Below are 18803 nucleotides of genomic sequence, written 5' to 3' on the forward strand. Positions count from 1 at the left end.
AGCTCTTTTTTATGTGATAAAGAACATTTTGTCCACTGTTAGAATAGGATATTTAGATGTTTCATATTTATTAGGAATAAAGAAGTGAAAATATGGAAGATTTAGAACGAAAAATAGACTACTTAAAGTTAGAGCAAACAGAGATAATGAAGGATATTCGAAATTTAGAAACACGTACCACCATAAATGAAAAAGATATAGCGACAATTAATAAGCAATTAGAGAAAATTAGTATGAATACAACTTGGATTTTGCGAATTATTATTGGTGCAGTTGTAATGGGGATTTTAAGCCTAATAATCAAAGGGACAATTTGATATCAGAGAAATATATTTTTGCGAAAGAGGGACAAGTGTCTCTCTTTTTATTTTTCCAAAGGAGATGAGAACGATGGAGGAACAAATTTTTAATTCAATGATTCAACGAGGAGCATTTGTAGCGTTATTCGTGTGGATGCTTTTTACTACGCAAAAAAAGAATGAACAGCGTGCAGCACAATATCAAAAGGTCATTGAGAAAAACCAACAAGTCATCGAAGAACAAGCAAAAGCCTTTGGTTCACTATCAAAAGATGTATCAGATATCAAACAAAAAATCCTGGGGGAAGGTGATGTGTAATGAAGAAAACAATGAAACTATGTACTTCTGTTCTTGCAACGTTACTTATTTTATTTTCGTTTGTTACGGGTGCATTTGCTGATAGACTTTTAATTATTGATGGTTTATCTAAAATCCCTTATCGTTACGGTGCATATGAAGGAGTAGTGGCACATTCCACAGCCACATCTGAAGCACCAGCTATTAATATCCAAAAATACGAGTCTTGTACTTGGCGTAATGCATTTGTACATTATGCAGTTGATTGGGACGAAACAATTCAAATTGCGGATACACGTTATATTGCGTATGGTGCAGGTTCTGCAGCAAATAAGCGATTTGTACATGTAGAACTATGCGAAACAGCAAAACAACACAATTTATATTGTGATGCATGAAAAATGGGTGCATATTGGAAAATTTGATAGTTATCTTAATAAGTACTCTGGCATATATTGTGCATATACGGTATACACAATTAATAAGGAGGTTCTGTATGCTGGCATTAGACATTAGAAATTTAAATAAGAAATATCAAAATTTCGAGTTAAAGGATGTATCGTTTCAACTGGAAAAGGGTTATATTATGGGCTTTATCGGTGCCAATGGCGCAGGAAAAACAACCACCATTAAATCGATCTTGAACATGATTAATCTTGATAGCGGCGAGGTACGCATTTTAGGCAAGAACATTGCCGAACACGAGGTTGAATTGAAACAGGAAATCGGATACACATTTAGCGGCATTGACTTTTATACTCGAAGCAAAATGAAGATGTTGACCAATGTGATTAAGAAGTTCTACACGAATTGGGATGATGAAACCTATTACAACTATTTACGAAGATTTAAATTGGATGAAAACAAAAAAATCGTTGAATTGTCGACGGGGATGAAGGTAAAGTACAGTTTGGCCCTTGCCCTATCCCATGGGGCGAAGCTTCTCATCCTAGACGAACCGACAAGCGGACTCGATCCAGCCGCAAGAGATGATCTGTTGGATATTTTTCAAGAGCTCGTGATAGATGGCGAGATCAGCATTATTTTCTCTACTCATATTACATCCGACTTGGAGAAATGCGCGGATTTTATTACCTTTATCGAAAACGGTCAAATTATCAACAGTTCTGAGAAAGATGAATTTATTGCCTCATATCGCCTACTAAATGGTAACGGAAACCAGCTAAATCAGGTGAAAGAAAATTTGATTTCCTACAAAATAAATTCATTTGGCTTTACGGGATTGATTCACTCCAAAGACTTCGATCCCTCCTCCGATATTAAAGCAACCACGCCGAGTCTCGAAGAAATCATGATTTACTTCTCAAAAAAGGAGGATATGTATGTATAACTTAGTGATGAAGGATTTAAAATTAGGCCTAAATCCCATGTTTTTTGTATTACCTGTTTTTATAGGTGCATTAATGCTTGTTCCCGGTTGGTTATATTTTATTGTCATTCTGTATTTTTGCTGGATAACGATACCGATTATGTTTGCAGGATATAGAACTCAGAACGATTTAATATTTACTACTATGATGCCTGTAACCAAAAAAGACATGGTAAAGGCGAGGGTGTTCGTTATTGTCATTCTGGAATTATTGCATATTGTTAGTGCAATTATCTTTGGAATGTTAAATATTCGCTTATATCCGAATCAAACCTACTATTTCTTCGCACCGCACATGGGTTTCTGGGGACTATGTTTTGTCATGCTCGCGATCTTCAACATCATCTTTATTTCCATGTATTACAAGACAGCGTATAAATATGGTGAAGCAACCTTCGCATCCGTTACAGCCGCAATGGTTTTTGCCGGAGTTGCACAATGGCTCGGAATCCAGAATTCTTTTGTGTCTGACATTTTCAATGGTAGCGGCGCTGACAATATGGCGCTTCAAATATCCATCCTGATCGCAGGAATCGTGATATTTACTTTGTTCACCATGATTGCTTATCGAATTGCGTATAAGCGATTCCTACAAGTGGAGATACAATGAATATAGCAATTTCGAACACATCTGAAAAGCCAATTTATCAGCAGCTTTTCGAACAAATCAGCGCCCAAATTTTGAAAGGCGAATTAGAAGGCGGCTATTGTTTACCACCCATTCGACAAGCAGCCAAGGAACTTCGTGTTAGTATCATCACCGTAAAGAAAGCTTGGGAAGAACTCGAACGATGTGGTTTGATAAATACAATAACGGGTAAAGGGTGCTTTGTAGCAGAATTCTCATCCGATGAGATACTGCGAATACGCAACGAAATGGTCATAAAGCAAATGGTTAGCGACATTTCATACTACAAATCCTTTGGTCTTACAATAGAAGAAGTGATTGAACTTTTGAAGAAGGCTTATACAGTTTAAATAAGACGTTGTGATACGAAATGTGTTCTTGGCATCCTAACTCTCTCAACCAATGACTTCTAATGTGGCTCGTTTCGGTATCTACCATCTGCGCTACCATAACTTATAAGATGCTGCGCAAGTCGGAGGTTTGAAATGGATAGAGTTGATTCTATAACACAAGTTGATAGTATTCAGTAAAAAAATCAGAAGGGTTTGAAGAGTAGTGAAAATGTTAGATAAAACATTTTTTATCGGAACAATGCTACTTATTGTCGGGATCGTGTGGTCCATTGCGACGAACAGCATTGGAACGACTGAATGGATGTTGTTATTAGTGGGAGTCGTATTAGGCATTTTGGCAGGGATGGCCCAAGGATGGGCAATCGCTCAAAAAGAACAAGGGAAAATCGGAACGGGCAAGAGGAACCTCTATGTGGTTGTAACACTTATCGTGTTTGTTGCTCTGAAAGTTACATTAAATATTACGATTCCTTCGTATTTAGCAATAAGTCAGGTCGGACTCTGGCTGTCGATTATTTTTGCCGTTGGAGGTCTTTTCCTCGGGCGTGCTTTATACTCCCTTCCACTGAAATCGATTAGGAGGGGGTGATGGATCTTTGGGAGATGGAAACTTCTCCTATTATTACGCAGCTCTTTATATTTAAATTGAGTTTTTTGCGCAGGAATCCCAAAGAATCCCATCATTTTACGGGTGTGCTTTTGGTTTTTGAGTTAGATCAGTCAGGCAACTTTACTTTGTCTATGGACCATTCAAATTTTTTAATCTCTTCCACAATCGGGCGCGATTGTGGAGCAACATAGATAGGAAATTATCAAACTTTTTTATAAAAGAATGAACCAACTGAAAATATTAAGAGCGTGTTTTGAGCAATCTTTTTTTCAAAACACGCTCTTTTCTATGAACGTTTATCAAGGTTATTAGTATCAATTTGATCAAACTTTATTTTAAAGCAACAGGGGCGATATCATTCTAATTATAAATGTAGTTAAACTTAACTCAAGTTAAACTTTTTGCTATATTCTTGATTGATATTTAATAGTTCCTTAGCAGGTACAATCTTTTTATCTGCTTTTTCTAACTGTAATTCATTAGACCATAAAAATGGATATATCAATATGGCCTCATCGAATTTCATAATTTCAGAGTCCTCTTTCCATGTATTCCATCTCAGGGTACTATAAAATTCATTCATATTCCCTTGTGCAATCCAAGTTATAAATTCTGAATATTTCATATCTAATGACTCCCACTCTAATGTATCAGGAGCAAAATACCAAATATGGCCTACACCAATAGAAAACTTACCCGCATTTAATGCGAAAACGCCCCCGACAATATCATCTGCAACTATTAGCATTTTATCAATCTTTGTAGCAACTTCATCTTTGTTAACTAGATTATATGAAAGTATCCCTCTATTCTTTTCACTGTCAGAACCAAGTATTCTAATCCAATCATCGACTATTATTTCTGATGTATTATATACTATTGAACCTAGTGCGGATTTTGATGGTATTTGCAATACTTCCAAAGTGTTTTTCCCGTTTGTTGTTTCATTGATATTCAACTTTATTTTTTTGCTCGAATCAGTAAACATATTACTGATTTCTTTCCATAGCCCATTATTTATAGTATCCATTTATTCTCTCCCTTTTTAGTCATCAGTTACTTTATATTTTATTTTTGTTCCATTTTTACTTTCAATTTATCAAGCATTTTATATTGTTGTTCTAAAGTTTCTTTAATTGTTTCTTTGGAAAATCCAGCTTTTTCAAAATCAGATACAATATATTTCAATTCATCTTGTAAGGTAGAACTCCATCCTGAAAAAACATTGCGGATTTAATTATAACAATAAATGGTTAAAATCCCCTCGAAAATACAGTTCATGTCATATGTGTTTCTCGTAGTTCTGAACAGGGAAACAAGAATTAATCTGATATAACGTAGAGGTAAAGAGGGGAGAGGCTTATAATAGAAGAAATATAAAAAAGTGCTAACAAGTTTGCAAACGAACTTGCTAACACTTATATGAAATAGATATAAATTATCGCTGATATGTCACTGATATGTCACTGATATATAGTCATAATAAAAAGAGACAATACAAACTAACCTTGCTTAGAATACTCATTGTAGTACAATTTATATTATATGGATTAACGCCGCGGAGGTAATAAAATGCGACAATTTGCTAAACCAACAGTTGTTGTAAGTAAATGTCTAGAATTTGGTGCTTGCCGTTATAATGGAGATTTGATTCATGATGTGACTATTCGAAATCTACAGCCGTTTGTTACATTTATTCCGGTATGCCCTGAAGTGGAAATTGGATTAGGAATTCCACGTGAGACAATTCGGATTATCGAAGATAGTGGCATTCATAAGCTTGTACAGCCTTCGACAAGAAAAGATGTTACAGAGAGGATGCAACGGTTTTCTGATCAATTTTTAAGTACTTTACTGGATGTTGATGGTTTTATTTTAAAAAATCGTTCCCCAAGTTGCGGAACTAGAGATGTGAAAATTTATACAGGATATGAAAAATCACCAGTAAAAGAGAAGGGTGTTGGATTTTTTGGTGGAGCTGTACTAAAAAAATTTTCGCATATTGCAGTAGAAGAAGAAGGTAGATTGTCGAATTTTATTATTCGTGAACATTTCTTTACGAGGTTGTTTACAATGGCCCATTTCAAAACAATAAAACAGAGTAAAACTCTGAAAGAATTAGTATCATTTCAGTCAGATCATAAATATTTATTTATGGCATATAATCAGGTGAAACAAAAAAAATTAGGCCGTATTATTGCAAATCATGCAAAGGATAATATTGAAAATATCTTTGAAAATTACGAAAAAACCTTGTATGAATTATTGAAGCGAACACCTCGCTATACATCGAATATAAACGTATGTCAGCATATTTTTGGATACTTTAAAGATAAGCTAAACAAGCAAGAAAAAGAGTATTTTTTAACGCTACTTCAAAAATATGCAGATAAGAAAATACCTCTTAGCAATTTACTTGTAGTTTTAAAGTCGTGGGTCTTACGTTTTGAAGACCACTATTTATTACGACAAACATATTTTGAACCGTACCCTGAAGCATTAGTAGAAATTTCAGATTCCGGAAAAGGAAGAGATTATTAAAGAAAAAACCACATAATTCGACACTGTTATTCCTATGTTGTTGTAGAACAATGTAGGAATTTTTTTGTGCATGAGTACAGATTCTGTTTTAAAATTAAGTTATGACAGAATTATAACAATTATCTAACTACTATTCTTGTCTTTTAAAAGCAATGTTTGTAGTACAGACTCGCACGCTGTCGAAACTCAATATTCGATAAGGGGTGTGTAGCGGAATGGAATTTACTCTAACTCGCGAAAAACAAATGATTAAAGAAATGGTACGAGACTTTGCTGAAAAGGAAGTTGCACCAAAAGCTGTGTATTATGATAAAACAGCTGAATTTCCATACGAAACGTTTCAAAAAATGGGCGAACTAGGATTATTAGGAATCCCATTCCCAGAAGAGTATGGAGGTTCTGGCGGCGATACTCTATCGTATGCGTTAGCTGTTGAAGAAATTGGCCGTGCTTGTGGCGGTACAGGTTTAAGTTATGCTGCAACAATTTCATTAGGTGCTTCTCCAATTTATTACTTTGGTACAGAAGAACAAAAGCAGAAGTATTTAGTTCCAATGGCATCTGGAAAAACATTAGGTGCTTTTGGTTTAACTGAACCGAATGCTGGATCCGATGCAGGTGGCACACAAACAAAAGCATTTTTAGATGGTGATGAATATGTGATTAGCGGTGAGAAGTGTTGGATTACGAATGCAGAGTATGCAAATACAATCATTGTAACCGCTATCAATGGTGTCGAAGAAAATGGAAAAAAACGTATTTCTGCATTTATTGTGCCGACAACAAGTGAGGGATTAACGATTTCAAGTCCATACGATAAGATGGGTGTTCGTGCCTCTAATACTTGTGAAATCGTACTTGATGGTGTTCGTGTACCGAAAGAGAATATTCTTGGTGATGTAAATAAAGGATTTAAACAATTCTTATATACACTTGATGGAGGGCGTATTTCAATTGCAGCATTAGCTGTAGGAATTGCACAGTCTGCTTTTGAGCGTGCACTTCAATATGCAAAAGAGCGTCAGCAATTCGGAAAAACGATTTCTAATTTCCAAGCGATTCAATTTAAACTGGCTGATATGGCTACTGAAGTGGAATTGGCGCGTAATTTAGTACATAAAGCGGCTTGGTTAAAGGATCATGATAAACCTTTCGGTAAAGAAGCGGCTATGGCAAAGTTATTTGCATCTGAAGCAGCAAGTCGTATTGCGAATCAAGCAGTGCAAATTCATGGTGGATATGGTTATATGCGTGAATATGAAGTAGAGCGTCATATTCGTGATGCGAAGCTTTTAGAAATTGGTGAAGGAACTTCTGAAATTCAACGTCTCGTAATCGCAAGACATTTAGGGTGTAGATAAAAGGAGGATTCACTATGTTTCAAAAAATATTAATCGCTAATCGTGGCGAAATTGCAGTTCGAATTATAAAAACATGTCAAAAACTTGGAATTCGTACAGTTGCTATTTATTCAGAGGCAGATGAAAATGCACTTCATGTAAAACTAGCAAATGAGGCTTATTTGGTTGGTGGCCCACGTGTCCAAGAGAGCTATTTAAATCTCGAAAAGATTATAGAAATTGCTAAGAAAACAAATACTGAAGCGATTCATCCAGGATATGGATTGTTATCAGAAAATCCTTCCTTCGCGGTTCGCTGTAAAGAAGAAGGAATTGTATTTATTGGTCCTTCTGAAGAAATCATTGCTAAGATGGGAAGTAAAATCGAGTCACGTCTGGCAATGCAAGAAGCAAATGTTCCAGTTGTACCAGGAATCACAACGAATATTGAGACTGCTGAAGAAGCGATTGAAATTGCAAAACAAATTGGTTATCCATTAATGCTGAAGGCATCCGCGGGCGGCGGGGGCATTGGAATGCAGTTGATGGAAACTGAGCAAACGCTCACCAAAGCATTCGAGAGCAATAAAACGCGTGCACAAAACTTTTTTGGTAATGGTGAGATGTACTTAGAGCGATACATTGCAGATGCGCATCATATTGAAATTCAACTTTTAGCTGATACACATGGCAATACAGTTTATTTATGGGAACGTGAATGCTCTGTACAACGCCGGAATCAAAAAGTAATTGAAGAAGCACCGTCTCCATTTTTAGATGAAGAAACACGTAAAGCGATGGGGAAAGTTGCTGTACAAGCAGCAAAAGCTCTTGGCTATACAAATGCAGGTACGGTTGAATTTCTTGTGGATGATAAGAAAAACTTCTATTTCTTAGAGATGAATACCAGGTTACAAGTGGAGCATCCTGTTACTGAAGAAATTACTGGTCTAGATCTTGTTGAACAACAATTACTCATTGCGTCTGGTGAAAAGCTTTCCTTTACGCAGGAGGATATAAATCGTAGTGGTCATGCCATTGAAGCACGTATTTATGCAGAAGATCCAAAAACATTTTTCCCATCACCTGGGAAGATTACGGACCTAACGTTACCAGAAACAGTGCGGATTGATCACTTTTTAGAAAATAATGTTACAATCACACCGTTTTACGATCCGATGATTGCAAAAGTGATTGCTCATGGTGAAACGCGTGAAGAAGCAATTGAAAAATTACAGGATGCACTTCAAAACTTGAAAGTAGAAGGCATTAAGACAAATACATCCATGCTATTGCAAGTGCTAGAAGATGAAGTGTTCCAAAGTGGTATTTATACAACAGGTTTTGTAACAAAACAACTTGTAAAAAAATAAGGTTTATGAATATTAAAGGGGGAAAAAATGATGACAAAAGTATATGCATCGATGGCAGGTAATGTTTGGAAAATTGTTGTGGGAATAGGAGATACAGTAGAAGAAGAACAGGATGTCGTCATTTTGGAATCTATGAAAATGGAAATTCCAATCGTTTCAGAAGAAGCTGGGACAGTTATGAAAATAAATGTGCAAGAGGGCGATTTTGTTAATGAAGGAGATGTATTGGTAGAGATTGAATAGGGAGAAGAAGGGGTGAAATGTATTGAAGCTACCTACTTTTGCTGTCATTAAAGAAGTGGGACCACGTGATGGTTTGCAAAATGAAAAGAAAATTGTTGGCACAAAAGATAAAGTGAAATGGATTCAATTACTTTCAGAAGCTGGATTATCATATATTGAAGTTTCCTCTTTTGTTCACCCGAAATGGGTTCCTGCTTTAGCTGATGCGAGTGATGTATTTACAGAGTTAAAGCGGAATTCAGATATTACATATGCTGCGCTTGTTCCAAATCAAAATGGTTTGGAACGAGCTCTTTTGCAAAATGTAGATGAGGTGAATGTTTTTTTATCAGCGAGTGAATCACATAATAAAAGCAATATTAATAAGTCTATTAAAGAAGCATTATCTGTCATCCAAGATATTACAAAGCAAGCAGAGTTTGCAGGTAAAAGAGTAAGAGGTTACGTTTCTACTGTATTTGGTTGTCCTTATGAAGGGGATGTGAGCATTGATGCTGTAGACGAGTTATGTAATCAACTCTTCTCATATGGTATTTATGAAGTCTCGTTGGGAGACACGATTGGTGTAGCAAATCCATTGCAAGTAGAGCGAGTATTGGAACATTTACTTAAAAAATATGATTCTTCTCAATTTGCGATGCATTTTCATAATACCTACGGGATGGCGCTTGCAAACGTCGTTCAGTCATTGGAATACGGTGTTACGACATTTGATAGTTCCTGTGGTGGGCTTGGTGGTTGTCCGTATGCACCAGGGGCATCAGGTAATGTCGCGACTGATGATTTAGTACATATGCTCCACAAAATGGGCGTACAAACAAATATAAATGAAGAAAACTTATTAAAGGCTAGTCAATTTATTCAAAGCAAGCTAAATATTCAATTGCCAAGTCATGTGTATAAAGCATTGCAACATAAAACAATAAGTAGGTGATAAAATGCTACAATTACAAAATATTTCAGTAGATTATGTAACACCGCATATCGTAAAAATAACATTAAATCGCGAACGGCAAGCAAACTCATTATCTCTTGCACTATTAGAAGAGTTGCAATCTACATTAAATCATATTAATGAAGAAGCCGATATTCGCGTTGTCATTTTAACAGGCTATGGTGAAAAAGCATTTTGTGCCGGAGCTGATTTAAAAGAACGTGCCAATATGAATGAGGAGCAAGTACGTCATGCAGTTGGGATGATTCGTTCTACAATGGATATGGTTGAGCAATTATCACAACCTGTTATTGCTGCAATAAATGGAATTGCACTTGGTGGTGGTACCGAGTTAAGTTTAGCGTGTGATTTTAGAATTGCGGCAGAAACAGCAAGCCTTGGACTCACTGAAACATCTCTAGCTATCATCCCAGGAGCTGGTGGGACGCAGCGTCTCCCAAGACTAATTGGTGTTGGCAGGGCAAAAGAATTAATTTATACAGCAAGACGTATTTCAGCGCATGAGGCGAAGGAATATGGAATGGTAGAGTTTGTGGTACCAGCTAACTTACTAGAAGAAAAAGCAATTGAAATTGCAAGAAGCATTGCGAGTAATGGACCAATTGCTATTCGATTAGCAAAAGAAGCAATCTCAAATGGGGTACAGGTAGATTTGCATACCGGATTACAAATGGAAAAGCAGGCGTATGAAGGTGTAATCCATACGAAAGATCGATTAGAAGGACTACAAGCATTTCAGGAGAAACGTAAACCAGTGTATAAGGGGGAGTAAATGTGCTAGAACAAAAACAACAATCGAATGCATTTCAAGAACGTGTTGAAACAATTAAACAAGGTGGGGCACCAAAATATCATGAACAAAATAAAGCAAAAGGAAAAATCTTTGTTCGAGATCGCTTAGCTCTTCTATTTGATAATGGTGAATATGTAGAAGATGCATTATTTGCTAATTGTGAGCAAACAGGCTTACCGGCAGATGGTGTTGTAACTGCTACTGGTAAAATACATGGTCGTACTGTATGTGTCATGGCAAATGATTCAACAGTTAAAGCAGGGTCTTGGGGTTCTCGAACTGTTGAAAAAATCTTACGCATTCAAGAAACAGCTGAAAAGTTACGTGTACCACTTTTTTATCTTGTTGATTCTGCAGGTGCTCGTATTACTGACCAAGTTGAAATGTTCCCAGGGCGCCGCGGTGCGGGACGCATTTTTTATAACCAGGTGAAGCTATCAGGTAAGGTACCACAAATTTGTTTATTGTTTGGTCCTTCTGCAGCTGGAGGTGCTTATATTCCTGCTTTCTGTGACGTTGTCATGATGGTTGAAGGAAATGCTTCTATGTATTTAGGTTCTCCGCGTATGGCTGAAATGGTTATTGGTGAAAAAGTAACACTAGAGGAAATGGGCGGCGCTCGTATGCATTGCTCGGTATCAGGATGCGGAGATGTATTATGTAAGACAGAAGAAGATGCGATTGCTCAAGCAAGACAATATATTTCATATTTTCCAAGTAACTATCAAGAAAATGCTCCTATGACTAAGCCTCAAGAACCAAAACAGTTCGAAAAAACGTTAGAACAAATCATCCCAGAAAATCAAAATGCTCCTTTTAATATGAAAGATCTTATTAATCGTATTATCGATGAAGGTTCTTTCTTTGAAGTGAAAAAATTATTTGCACAAGAACTTATTACAGGATTAGGCCGAATTGATGGGAAGTCTATTGGTATTGTTGCAAATCAACCGCGTATGAAAGGCGGTGTATTATTCCACGATTCTGCTGATAAAGCAGCGAAGTTTATTAATTTATGTGACGCATATCATATTCCATTATTATTCCTTGCGGATGTACCTGGATTTATGATTGGAACGAAAGTTGAGAGAGCTGGTATTATTCGTCACGGTGCGAAAATGATTTCTGCTATGAGTGAAGCGACAGTACCGAAAATTTCAATCGTTGTTCGTAAAGCATATGGTGCTGGTCTATATGCAATGGCAGGCCCAGCTTTCGAACCAGATTGTTGTTTAGCGTTACCAACGGCTTCCATTGCTGTAATGGGACCAGAAGCTGCTGTTAATGCCGTATATGCGAATAAAATCGCAGCATTACCAGAAGAAGAGCGTGCAAGCTTCATTGCAGAAAAACGTGAAGAGTATAAAAAAGATATCGATATTTATCGCCTAGCATCAGAAATGGTGATTGATGGTATTGTTCATCCGAATGATTTACGTGAAGAACTAAAGAAGCGTTTCGAAATGTACATGAGTAAATATCAAGTGTTTACAGATCGAAAACATCCAGTGTATCCAGTATAGAAGCCCTATTAAGGGCTTTCTTGTTCGAAAAATGAGGAGGGGAAAACATTGAAACAAGCCGTTTGGTTTCCAACAGAAGAATATAAAGATAAAACACGTCTATATGGGTGGATGAAATCGCTTGGCTATGAAGATTATGAAGCATTTTATAACAAGTCAATTGAAGAAACTGGATGGTTTTGGGGAGAAGCGGAACGTGCAGTTGGTTATCAATGGATGAAGCCGTATACAGAAGTATTAGATTTAGAAAACGGTACACCATTCGCTCAGTGGTACACTGAGGGAACGTGTAATGTAGTAGAATCAGCTTTATCTCGTTGGCTTGCAGATGAAGAAACAAAACAACAACCTGCTCTCATGTACGAAGGGGAAAACGGAACAACAAAATCATTTACATATGAAGAGCTCGATAGCTGGGTGAGCCGAGTTGCAAATGGACTAAAGAATTCCGGAATTGAGAAAGGTGATCGCGTAACGATTTATATGCCAATGATTCCTGAAACAGTTGTTGCCATGCTGGCAGTAATGAAAATAGGTGCGATTATTTCTCCGATTTTTTCAGGATTTGCTTCTGATGCAGTCATGACGCGCGTACAGGCAGCAGGATCCAAAATGATTATTACAGCGGATGGATTCTCGCGCCGTGGTAAAATTGTTTCTTTAAAAGATGAGGTGGATAAAGCGTGTGAACAATGCCCGTCTGTTGAGAAAGTTGTCATTGTTCGTCATGCTGGAAATGATTTTACACCTCATAATTATGATCTTTCATGGAGCGTTTTAGAAAAAGAAAAACCACTTACACATGCTGAAGAAATGAAAAGTGATGACCCGCTTATGCTCATATATACATCTGGGACGACTGGTAAGCCAAAAGGAACAGTACACACGCACGCCGGATTTCCTCTGAAATCTGCATTTGATGCAGGGTTTGGTATGAATATTAAGCAAGGTGATCGTGTATTATGGGTTACTGATATGGGCTGGATGATGGGACCGTTCTTATTATTTGGTTCATTTATTAATGGTGCAACAATGGTAATGTATGAAGGTGTTCCAGATTATCCGGAAGCAGATCGATTATGGGAAACGGTTGATCGATATCAAATTACGCATCTTGGGATTTCACCAACATTAATTCGAGCATTGATGGCAAAAGGTGATGAGTATGTAAAGAAACATTCCCTAGCAAGTTTAGAAGTTTTTGCATCAACAGGTGAACCTTGGAATCCTGACCCTTGGATGTGGCTTTTTGAAACAGTTGGTAAAGGGAAGGTGCCAATTTGTAATTATTCAGGTGGAACAGAAATTTCTGGTGGGATCTTTGGAAACGTTTTAGTTAAACCAATTGCACCGATTAGTTTCAATGCATCTTTACCTGGAATGGCAGCTGTTGTATTAGATGAACAAGGTAATCCAATTCGTGATGAAGTTGGAGAATTATGTTTAGAAAAACCATGGGTCGGAATGACAAAAAGCTTCTGGGGAGATGACGAGCGCTACGTTAATACGTATTGGTCACGTTTTGAAAATAAGTGGGTGCACGGTGATTGGGTAATCTATGACGGAGAGCAATATATCATTACAGGACGTTCTGATGATACATTAAATATTGCCGGGAAGCGTATTGGACCAGCGGAATACGAATCAATTCTTGTAAAGCATCATGATGTAATAGAAGCAGCAGCAATTGGTGTACCAGATGAAGTAAAAGGCGAAGTTTGTCACTGCTTCATTGTTTTACGTGAAGGAACTATATTTACACATGAATTAAAGATAGAGTTATTAAATTTAGTAAACTCTCACATTGGAAAAGCGTTATGTCCAAAGGATATTCATGTTGTAGAAGACTTACCGAAAACACGCAATTCTAAAGTAATGAGACGAGTAATTAAAGCAGCTTACTTAGGGAGAGAATTGGGAGATTTATCTTCACTTGTAAATCCGGAAGTTGTCTCTTATATTCAGGGATTACAATCTAGTCAAATATAAAACAAGACATGAGCCCCGTATAAAAGGGGCTCATGTCTTGTTTTATGATGGATAGATTTTTTGTATTGAGAATCTCCTTTAATATGAATGAAAAGCACATACATTATCTATGCCAAATTGAAATAAAGATTAATTTTGTAGTTCCTTTGCCGAATAATTCATGTATAAGTCTATAAATATGAGAATTGTTCATCTATAAAACTAAAGTTTTATAGAAAAAGTTTCATAAATTTTTTGCTGTCCTAATGAAGTTATGTGTATCGCTCTTGATTGTTCGAACTTAGTAATCCAATTTTGTTCTAACATTCGTACCAGAATTGCATTTCCCAGTGCACCTGCAATATGGTGTTGTCTCTCGGTCCAATCTAAACAACATCTGGAGAATGCACGTCTTTTATTGTGTAATCGTTCTAAGTTCACACCGAAATCTAAAAAAAATGCTTCACCGACTTTTGTTACTGTAAATTCAGTATCCTTTTTTGTTAATATTTGTTTATTTAATAAAGCATTTGTAATTTCAACTCCTAATTTTCCTGCTAAATGATCATAGCATGTTCTTGCATATTGAATTTCTTTATTTTCTTTTGCTTGTTTAAAAGATCGAATTGGTTCGCAAGGGGCAATGTATAATAGCTTTTCTAGTGATTCTGCTAGCTCATGATTTGCCAATTTGTAATAACGATGTCTGCCATGCTTTTCTACTTCAACAATTTGTGCCTCATATAATTTATTGAGATGAAAACTGGCTGTTTGTGGTTTGATTTTTGCAACATGTGCTAATTCAGTAGCGGGATGGGCGCGCCCATCCATAAGGTGAACCAAGATAGTTGCTCGTGATGTATCACTAATTAAGGAAGCGATTTTCGCTATATTTTCATTCATCCTCTTCACTCCTTTTTTACATCCATATTTCGATGATAATGGAAGTTTTTATGTTTTACAATACAGATAAAGAATCAAAATTAGGAGTGATAATATGAATTCGGAAATAAGTAAACTATTATGCAAAGAGATACAGCCCAAGATTTTATATTATGGAATGCCAATTTATTTATTATCAACATTAAATGAAGATGGGACAACAAATATCAGTCCAATGTCTTCTTCATGGGCATTAGGAAAATATATGATTTTAGGCATTGGTTTGGGAGGGAAATCGGTTGGAAATCTTGAAAGGAGTAGAGAATGTGTTATTAATTTCCCTTCTGCATTGCAGTGGAAACAAGTAGAAAAAATCGCACCCTATACTGGAGTAGAACATGTCCCAGTTTATAAACAAGAAATGGGGTATACATATCAAAAAGATAAATTTACAATGGCTGGTTTTACACCATTGGATTCACAGTCAGTAAAGCCACAACGCATTAAAGAATGCCCACTACAAATCGAAGCAAACGTAAAACAAATTAGGATTCCAGAATATGATCCTTTCTTTGCAATTGTTGAAACCGAGGTTGTTCATGTACATGCGCATGAAGAGATAATAAAAGGGGAAAACCATATTGATCCGCAAAAATGGAGTCCGTTATTTTATAATTTTAGACATTATTTTTCAATAGGAGAAGAGTTAGGGAAGAATTATTGAGCTTGAAATCTTAAAAGGAGTCAGGGGAAATGATCAAACTTGAGTATTTTGAAAGAAACAATTTTAAGCAACTTATAGATTGGATTGATTCGGAAGAGTTTTTATTACAATGGGGCGGTCCGGTATTTTCATACCCATTACAGAACAAATAATTAGAGAAGTTATGAAAATGCAAATGTATTTGTTTATAAAGTGATAGATCAAGAAACGAAAAAGGTTATTGGGCATATTTCACTTGGAAAAATTGACCGAATAAATAAATCTGCAAGAATTGGGAAAGTTTTGGTTGGTGATACAAGTATGAGGGGAAAATCTATTGGGAAAAAGATGATGGAAGCAGTGCTCAATGTTGCATTTGTACAATTAAAATTACATAGAGTCTCTCTCGGAGTGTTCGATTTTAATTCAGCTGCTATTGCTATGAAAAAGTGGGATTTGTAAAAGAAGGGTTATTAAGAGATGCGAGGAAAATAGGAGATGAATATTGGAATTTGTGGGAAATGAGTATTTTGGAATATGAATGGTTTAATAGAATGTAACTAAAATTTATCTTAAAATGATATGATGTAACTGATGGAGAAGATATTAAACTAATTGGAAAAATTATAAAAATCTAATTTGGTTTCTTTTAAGTGCTCAGGTATAAAATTATAGCTATTTATCTTTCAAACGAATACTCTATTGATATGTTCTTGGATAGCGCTCTTTATACAAAATAGCACTATAAAATAAAAGAATTTTCTGTATAAGTAATATAATGGTATTAACTGGATACATATTAAAAGGAGCGATATTTAGTGGAAACTTTATTTCGATACAATTGGCAAGTAAGAGATCAATGGTTTGAATGGTGTAAACAGCTTTCGGAAGAAGATTTACTCTGTAAACGTGTTGGAGGAGTAGGGAGTATTTTAGAAACTTTATTTCATATTGTAGATGTAGAGTATAGCTGGATACGTGCGCTTCAAGGGAAAGCAGATTTCGAACTGAAGTTTGAAGATTATAGAACGCTAGAAAAAGTGAAGCAGCTTTCTGATTCCTTTCGAACTAAAATGGAAGACTTTACACAAACATGGTCAAGTAATTTAGAGAATAAAATATTAACAGCCTCATGGACTGATGAGACGTTCAAATATGGCGAGGTTCTACGTCATGTGATTGCTCATGAGATCCATCATATTGGTCAATTATCTATTTGGGCAAGACAATTGAATCTTCAGCCTGTGTCAGCAAATTTAATTAGAAGAGGTTTAATGAAAGAAGCTGGGAATTCTATTTTGTAAAAATCTATAAAGTGGTGGTTGTTTTGAAAAGTATTATACCTAATAAAATTCATATCATTGGTTCTGTTGGAAGTGGAAAAACAACCTTAGCAAGAGCATTATCTTATCAATTAAATATTCCTTATTATGAGCTAGATAATGTTGTTTGGAGAAGGACTAAAAATGGAGATATAAGAAATACACCTAAGGAAAGAGATGAACAACTTTACAATATTGTAAATTCAAATGCTTGGATTGTTGAAGGTGCCCATCATAAATGGGTATCGCAAAGCTTTCAAAAAGCAGATTTAATCATATTCTTAGATGTAAGTGTAGTGAAGAGGATAGTCAGAATAATAAAAAGATTTATTTTGCAGTTACTTAACCTGGAAAAGGCTAACTATAAGCCCACATTTAAAATGTTAATGAAAATGTTTAAGTGGACGAATGATTTTGAAAAAGATAGTAAATCAGAAATTTTGAGGATGTTAAAACAGCATGAGGAGAAATTGATTATTCTGAAAGATAATACAGAGATGAAAGTATCGAGAGTAGGATTGTCACGCTTAAATTGAGACATTTTAATCGGAAAAGTTGCGATTTAAATGAAGATATAAAGCGAAAACACCAAGATATTAGATGTGAGTCCTATACCTTGGTGTTTTTTTGAAAAAGTACATACATTAAGAAAAAACTTTTTGTTTTATAGACTTCAATCATTTCAAAAATAGTAAGGCTTTGTTCATAGTACAACTTGAATAAACAACGGCGTAATAAGTCGGTTGTAAATATAGTAAGAAAATGAATTGATAAATAAGGTTTACATAGGAGAGATATGATATGGATAGAAATGGTTGTTTTGTCGGAACAGATGGTGAACAAGATGTTAAGTTTTCCATTATCATACCTGCACACAATGAAGAAAAATATATTGGTAGATGTCTTGATTCCATTGTGGTTGCATCTAAATTTTATAAAAATCAAGTCGAGGTAATTGTTGTATTAAATCGTTGTAGTGATTGCACAGAAGAAATTGCACAATCTTATCATTGTATAACTTTACAAGATGAGAATAAGAACCTATCTAAAATTAGAAATGCTGGGGCGAAAATAGCTCGAGGAGAAATCATTGTTACAATTGATGCTGATAGCTGGATGAGTGAGAATATGTTAAGAGAAATAGATAAGCATTTAAAAACTGGAAAATATATAGGAGGGGGAGTAAAAGGGAAATTTGAACGTATTTCATTAGGAATTATTGTTTCAGGATTATTGTTAATTATTCCTCTCATTTTCAAATATGGATTCGTTTCTGTCGGAATGTTTTGGTGTTATAGAAAGGATTTTGAAGCAATTGGTGGTTTTAATGAGGATTTATTAATGGCTGAAGATGCGGAATTTGCAATGCGTTTAAAAAAATACGGTAAGATCCATGGAAAAGGCTTTACTACCATTAAAAAAGCTTATATGACAACATCTTGTAGAAAATTTGATGAGCATGGTGATTGGACTTTAGTAAAGAGACCTCAAATTATTTTGGCATATTTAAAGGGAACAAATAAAAAGTATGCAGATGAATTATACTATGAAAAGAAAAAAGGGAAATAAGGAAAACCGACTT

The 18803-nt window shown here is 35.7% G+C and carries 21 protein-coding genes and 2 pseudogenes; 21 read left to right on the forward strand and 2 right to left on the reverse strand.

Going from position 1 to position 18803, the window contains the following annotated elements:
- The first annotated feature begins 92 nt into the window (after nt 1–92).
- The 8 genes and pseudogenes from C568_RS0100880 (at nt 93) to C568_RS0100915 (ending at nt 3769) form a co-directional block, all read left to right on the forward strand.
- Nucleotides 93–317, forward strand: a complete 225-nt coding sequence (locus tag C568_RS0100880; RefSeq protein WP_006094839.1) for a hemolysin XhlA family protein — start codon at nt 93–95, stop codon at nt 315–317.
- A gap of 73 nt (nt 318–390) precedes the next feature.
- Nucleotides 391–618 carry a BhlA/UviB family holin-like peptide gene (locus C568_RS0100885; protein ID WP_018780478.1) on the forward strand — a complete coding sequence of 76 codons (228 nt, stop codon included), beginning with the start codon at nt 391–393 and terminating at the stop codon, nt 616–618.
- Nucleotides 618–965: pseudogene (locus tag C568_RS0100890) on the forward strand (N-acetylmuramoyl-L-alanine amidase); the annotation flags it as partial. The gene C568_RS0100885 and the pseudogene C568_RS0100890, both read left to right, overlap by 1 nt.
- Nucleotides 966–1093: 128 nt before the next feature.
- Nucleotides 1094–1948 (forward strand): ABC transporter ATP-binding protein, encoded by an 855-nt coding sequence (locus tag C568_RS0100895; RefSeq protein WP_018780480.1) that lies wholly within the window; start codon nt 1094–1096, stop codon nt 1946–1948.
- Nucleotides 1941–2597 carry an ABC-2 transporter permease gene (locus tag C568_RS0100900; RefSeq protein ID WP_018780481.1) on the forward strand — a complete coding sequence of 219 codons (657 nt, stop codon included), beginning with the start codon at nt 1941–1943 and terminating at the stop codon, nt 2595–2597. Before C568_RS0100895 ends, C568_RS0100900 begins: the two co-directional genes overlap by 8 nt.
- Nucleotides 2594–2965 carry a GntR family transcriptional regulator gene (locus C568_RS0100905; protein WP_018780482.1) on the forward strand — a complete coding sequence of 124 codons (372 nt, stop codon included), beginning with the start codon at nt 2594–2596 and terminating at the stop codon, nt 2963–2965. Before C568_RS0100900 ends, C568_RS0100905 begins: the two co-directional genes overlap by 4 nt.
- 211 nt (nt 2966–3176) lie before the next feature.
- Nucleotides 3177–3557, forward strand: coding sequence for a hypothetical protein (locus C568_RS0100910; protein ID WP_006094832.1), 381 nt, complete (start codon nt 3177–3179; stop codon nt 3555–3557).
- Nucleotides 3557–3769 (forward strand): hypothetical protein, encoded by a 213-nt coding sequence (locus C568_RS0100915; protein WP_018780483.1) that lies wholly within the window; start codon nt 3557–3559, stop codon nt 3767–3769. Before C568_RS0100910 ends, C568_RS0100915 begins: the two co-directional genes overlap by 1 nt.
- Before the next feature lie 191 nt (nt 3770–3960).
- Here C568_RS0100915 and C568_RS0100920 read toward each other — a convergent pair whose 3' ends face one another.
- On the reverse strand, nt 3961–4608 hold the full coding sequence (locus C568_RS0100920) for a DUF2625 family protein (protein ID WP_018780484.1): 648 nt from the start codon (nt 4606–4608) through the stop codon (nt 3961–3963).
- A 542-nt stretch (nt 4609–5150) separates the two neighbouring features.
- Here C568_RS0100920 and C568_RS0100930 point away from each other — a divergent pair.
- The 8 genes from C568_RS0100930 to C568_RS0100965 all read left to right on the forward strand — a co-directional run bounded on the left by C568_RS0100930 (nt 5151) and on the right by C568_RS0100965 (nt 14335).
- Entirely contained in the window at nt 5151–6119 is a 969-nt protein-coding gene (locus C568_RS0100930) for a YbgA family protein (protein WP_006094900.1), read from the forward strand.
- Nucleotides 6120–6334: 215 nt separating this feature from the next.
- Nucleotides 6335–7480, forward strand: a complete 1146-nt coding sequence (locus tag C568_RS0100935) for an acyl-CoA dehydrogenase (RefSeq protein ID WP_018780485.1) — start codon at nt 6335–6337, stop codon at nt 7478–7480.
- Nucleotides 7481–7494: 14 nt separating this feature from the next.
- The gene (locus C568_RS0100940; protein WP_018780486.1) at nt 7495–8832 is read left to right on the forward strand and encodes an acetyl-CoA carboxylase biotin carboxylase subunit; all 1338 of its coding nucleotides are present in this window, start codon (nt 7495–7497) and stop codon (nt 8830–8832) included.
- A gap of 27 nt (nt 8833–8859) precedes the next feature.
- Nucleotides 8860–9075 carry an acetyl-CoA carboxylase biotin carboxyl carrier protein subunit gene (locus C568_RS0100945; RefSeq protein WP_003197789.1) on the forward strand — a complete coding sequence of 72 codons (216 nt, stop codon included), beginning with the start codon at nt 8860–8862 and terminating at the stop codon, nt 9073–9075.
- Between the two features lie 22 nt (nt 9076–9097).
- Entirely contained in the window at nt 9098–10009 is a 912-nt protein-coding gene (locus tag C568_RS0100950) for a hydroxymethylglutaryl-CoA lyase (protein WP_006094897.1), read from the forward strand.
- A 4-nt stretch (nt 10010–10013) separates the two neighbouring features.
- Nucleotides 10014–10802, forward strand: a complete 789-nt coding sequence (locus tag C568_RS0100955) for an enoyl-CoA hydratase (protein ID WP_018780487.1) — start codon at nt 10014–10016, stop codon at nt 10800–10802.
- A 2-nt stretch (nt 10803–10804) separates the two neighbouring features.
- On the forward strand, nt 10805–12346 hold the full coding sequence (locus tag C568_RS0100960) for an acyl-CoA carboxylase subunit beta (RefSeq protein WP_018780488.1): 1542 nt from the start codon (nt 10805–10807) through the stop codon (nt 12344–12346).
- Between the two features lie 48 nt (nt 12347–12394).
- Nucleotides 12395–14335, forward strand: coding sequence for an AMP-binding protein (locus C568_RS0100965; protein WP_018780489.1), 1941 nt, complete (start codon nt 12395–12397; stop codon nt 14333–14335).
- A 201-nt stretch (nt 14336–14536) separates the two neighbouring features.
- Here the strand turns inward: C568_RS0100965 and C568_RS0100970 are convergent, their stop codons facing one another.
- Nucleotides 14537–15217 (reverse strand): ArsR/SmtB family transcription factor, encoded by a 681-nt coding sequence (locus tag C568_RS0100970; protein WP_018780490.1) that lies wholly within the window; start codon nt 15215–15217, stop codon nt 14537–14539.
- A 94-nt stretch (nt 15218–15311) separates the two neighbouring features.
- On the opposite strand from C568_RS0100970, the gene C568_RS0100975 reads away from it, so the two are divergent.
- The 5 genes and pseudogenes from C568_RS0100975 to C568_RS0100995 all read left to right on the forward strand — a co-directional run bounded on the left by C568_RS0100975 (nt 15312) and on the right by C568_RS0100995 (nt 18790).
- Entirely contained in the window at nt 15312–15920 is a 609-nt protein-coding gene (locus C568_RS0100975; RefSeq protein ID WP_018780491.1) for a flavin reductase family protein, read from the forward strand.
- A gap of 29 nt (nt 15921–15949) precedes the next feature.
- Nucleotides 15950–16459: pseudogene (locus C568_RS31650) on the forward strand (GNAT family N-acetyltransferase).
- Nucleotides 16460–16717: 258 nt separating this feature from the next.
- Entirely contained in the window at nt 16718–17203 is a 486-nt protein-coding gene (locus C568_RS0100985; RefSeq protein ID WP_003197807.1) for a DinB family protein, read from the forward strand.
- Between the two features lie 23 nt (nt 17204–17226).
- Nucleotides 17227–17757, forward strand: a complete 531-nt coding sequence (locus C568_RS0100990; RefSeq protein ID WP_018765920.1) for a shikimate kinase — start codon at nt 17227–17229, stop codon at nt 17755–17757.
- Nucleotides 17758–18022: 265 nt separating this feature from the next.
- Nucleotides 18023–18790 (forward strand): glycosyltransferase, encoded by a 768-nt coding sequence (locus C568_RS0100995; RefSeq protein ID WP_018765921.1) that lies wholly within the window; start codon nt 18023–18025, stop codon nt 18788–18790.
- Nucleotides 18791–18803 lie beyond the last annotated feature (13 nt).

Origin of the sequence: Bacillus sp. 95MFCvi2.1 (assembly GCF_000374965.1) — a bacterium.
Classification (GTDB): Bacteria; Bacillota; Bacilli; order Bacillales; family Bacillaceae_G; genus Bacillus_A; species Bacillus_A pseudomycoides.

Excerpts from the sequence above, each read along its gene's own strand:
- C568_RS0100910 (WP_006094832.1), top strand. The coding sequence starts at position 3,177 with ATGTTAGATAAAACATTTTTTATCGGAACAATGCTACTTATTGTCGGG.
- C568_RS0100885 (WP_018780478.1), top strand. The coding sequence starts at position 391 with ATGGAGGAACAAATTTTTAATTCAATGATTCAACGAGGAGCATTTGTA.
- C568_RS0100935 (WP_018780485.1), top strand. The coding sequence starts at position 6,335 with ATGGAATTTACTCTAACTCGCGAAAAACAAATGATTAAAGAAATGGTA.
- C568_RS0100945 (WP_003197789.1), top strand. The coding sequence starts at position 8,860 with ATGATGACAAAAGTATATGCATCGATGGCAGGTAATGTTTGGAAAATT.
- C568_RS0100915 (WP_018780483.1), top strand. The coding sequence starts at position 3,557 with ATGGATCTTTGGGAGATGGAAACTTCTCCTATTATTACGCAGCTCTTT.
- C568_RS0100975 (WP_018780491.1), top strand. The coding sequence starts at position 15,312 with ATGAATTCGGAAATAAGTAAACTATTATGCAAAGAGATACAGCCCAAG.
- C568_RS0100900 (WP_018780481.1), top strand. The coding sequence starts at position 1,941 with ATGTATAACTTAGTGATGAAGGATTTAAAATTAGGCCTAAATCCCATG.
- C568_RS0100955 (WP_018780487.1), top strand. The coding sequence starts at position 10,014 with ATGCTACAATTACAAAATATTTCAGTAGATTATGTAACACCGCATATC.
- C568_RS0100920 (WP_018780484.1), bottom strand. The coding sequence starts at position 4,608 with ATGGATACTATAAATAATGGGCTATGGAAAGAAATCAGTAATATGTTT.
- C568_RS0100995 (WP_018765921.1), top strand. The coding sequence starts at position 18,023 with ATGGATAGAAATGGTTGTTTTGTCGGAACAGATGGTGAACAAGATGTT.
- C568_RS0100905 (WP_018780482.1), top strand. The coding sequence starts at position 2,594 with ATGAATATAGCAATTTCGAACACATCTGAAAAGCCAATTTATCAGCAG.
- C568_RS0100880 (WP_006094839.1), top strand. The coding sequence starts at position 93 with ATGGAAGATTTAGAACGAAAAATAGACTACTTAAAGTTAGAGCAAACA.
- C568_RS0100940 (WP_018780486.1), top strand. The coding sequence starts at position 7,495 with ATGTTTCAAAAAATATTAATCGCTAATCGTGGCGAAATTGCAGTTCGA.
- C568_RS0100930 (WP_006094900.1), top strand. The coding sequence starts at position 5,151 with ATGCGACAATTTGCTAAACCAACAGTTGTTGTAAGTAAATGTCTAGAA.
- C568_RS0100970 (WP_018780490.1), bottom strand. The coding sequence starts at position 15,217 with ATGAATGAAAATATAGCGAAAATCGCTTCCTTAATTAGTGATACATCA.
- C568_RS0100895 (WP_018780480.1), top strand. The coding sequence starts at position 1,094 with ATGCTGGCATTAGACATTAGAAATTTAAATAAGAAATATCAAAATTTC.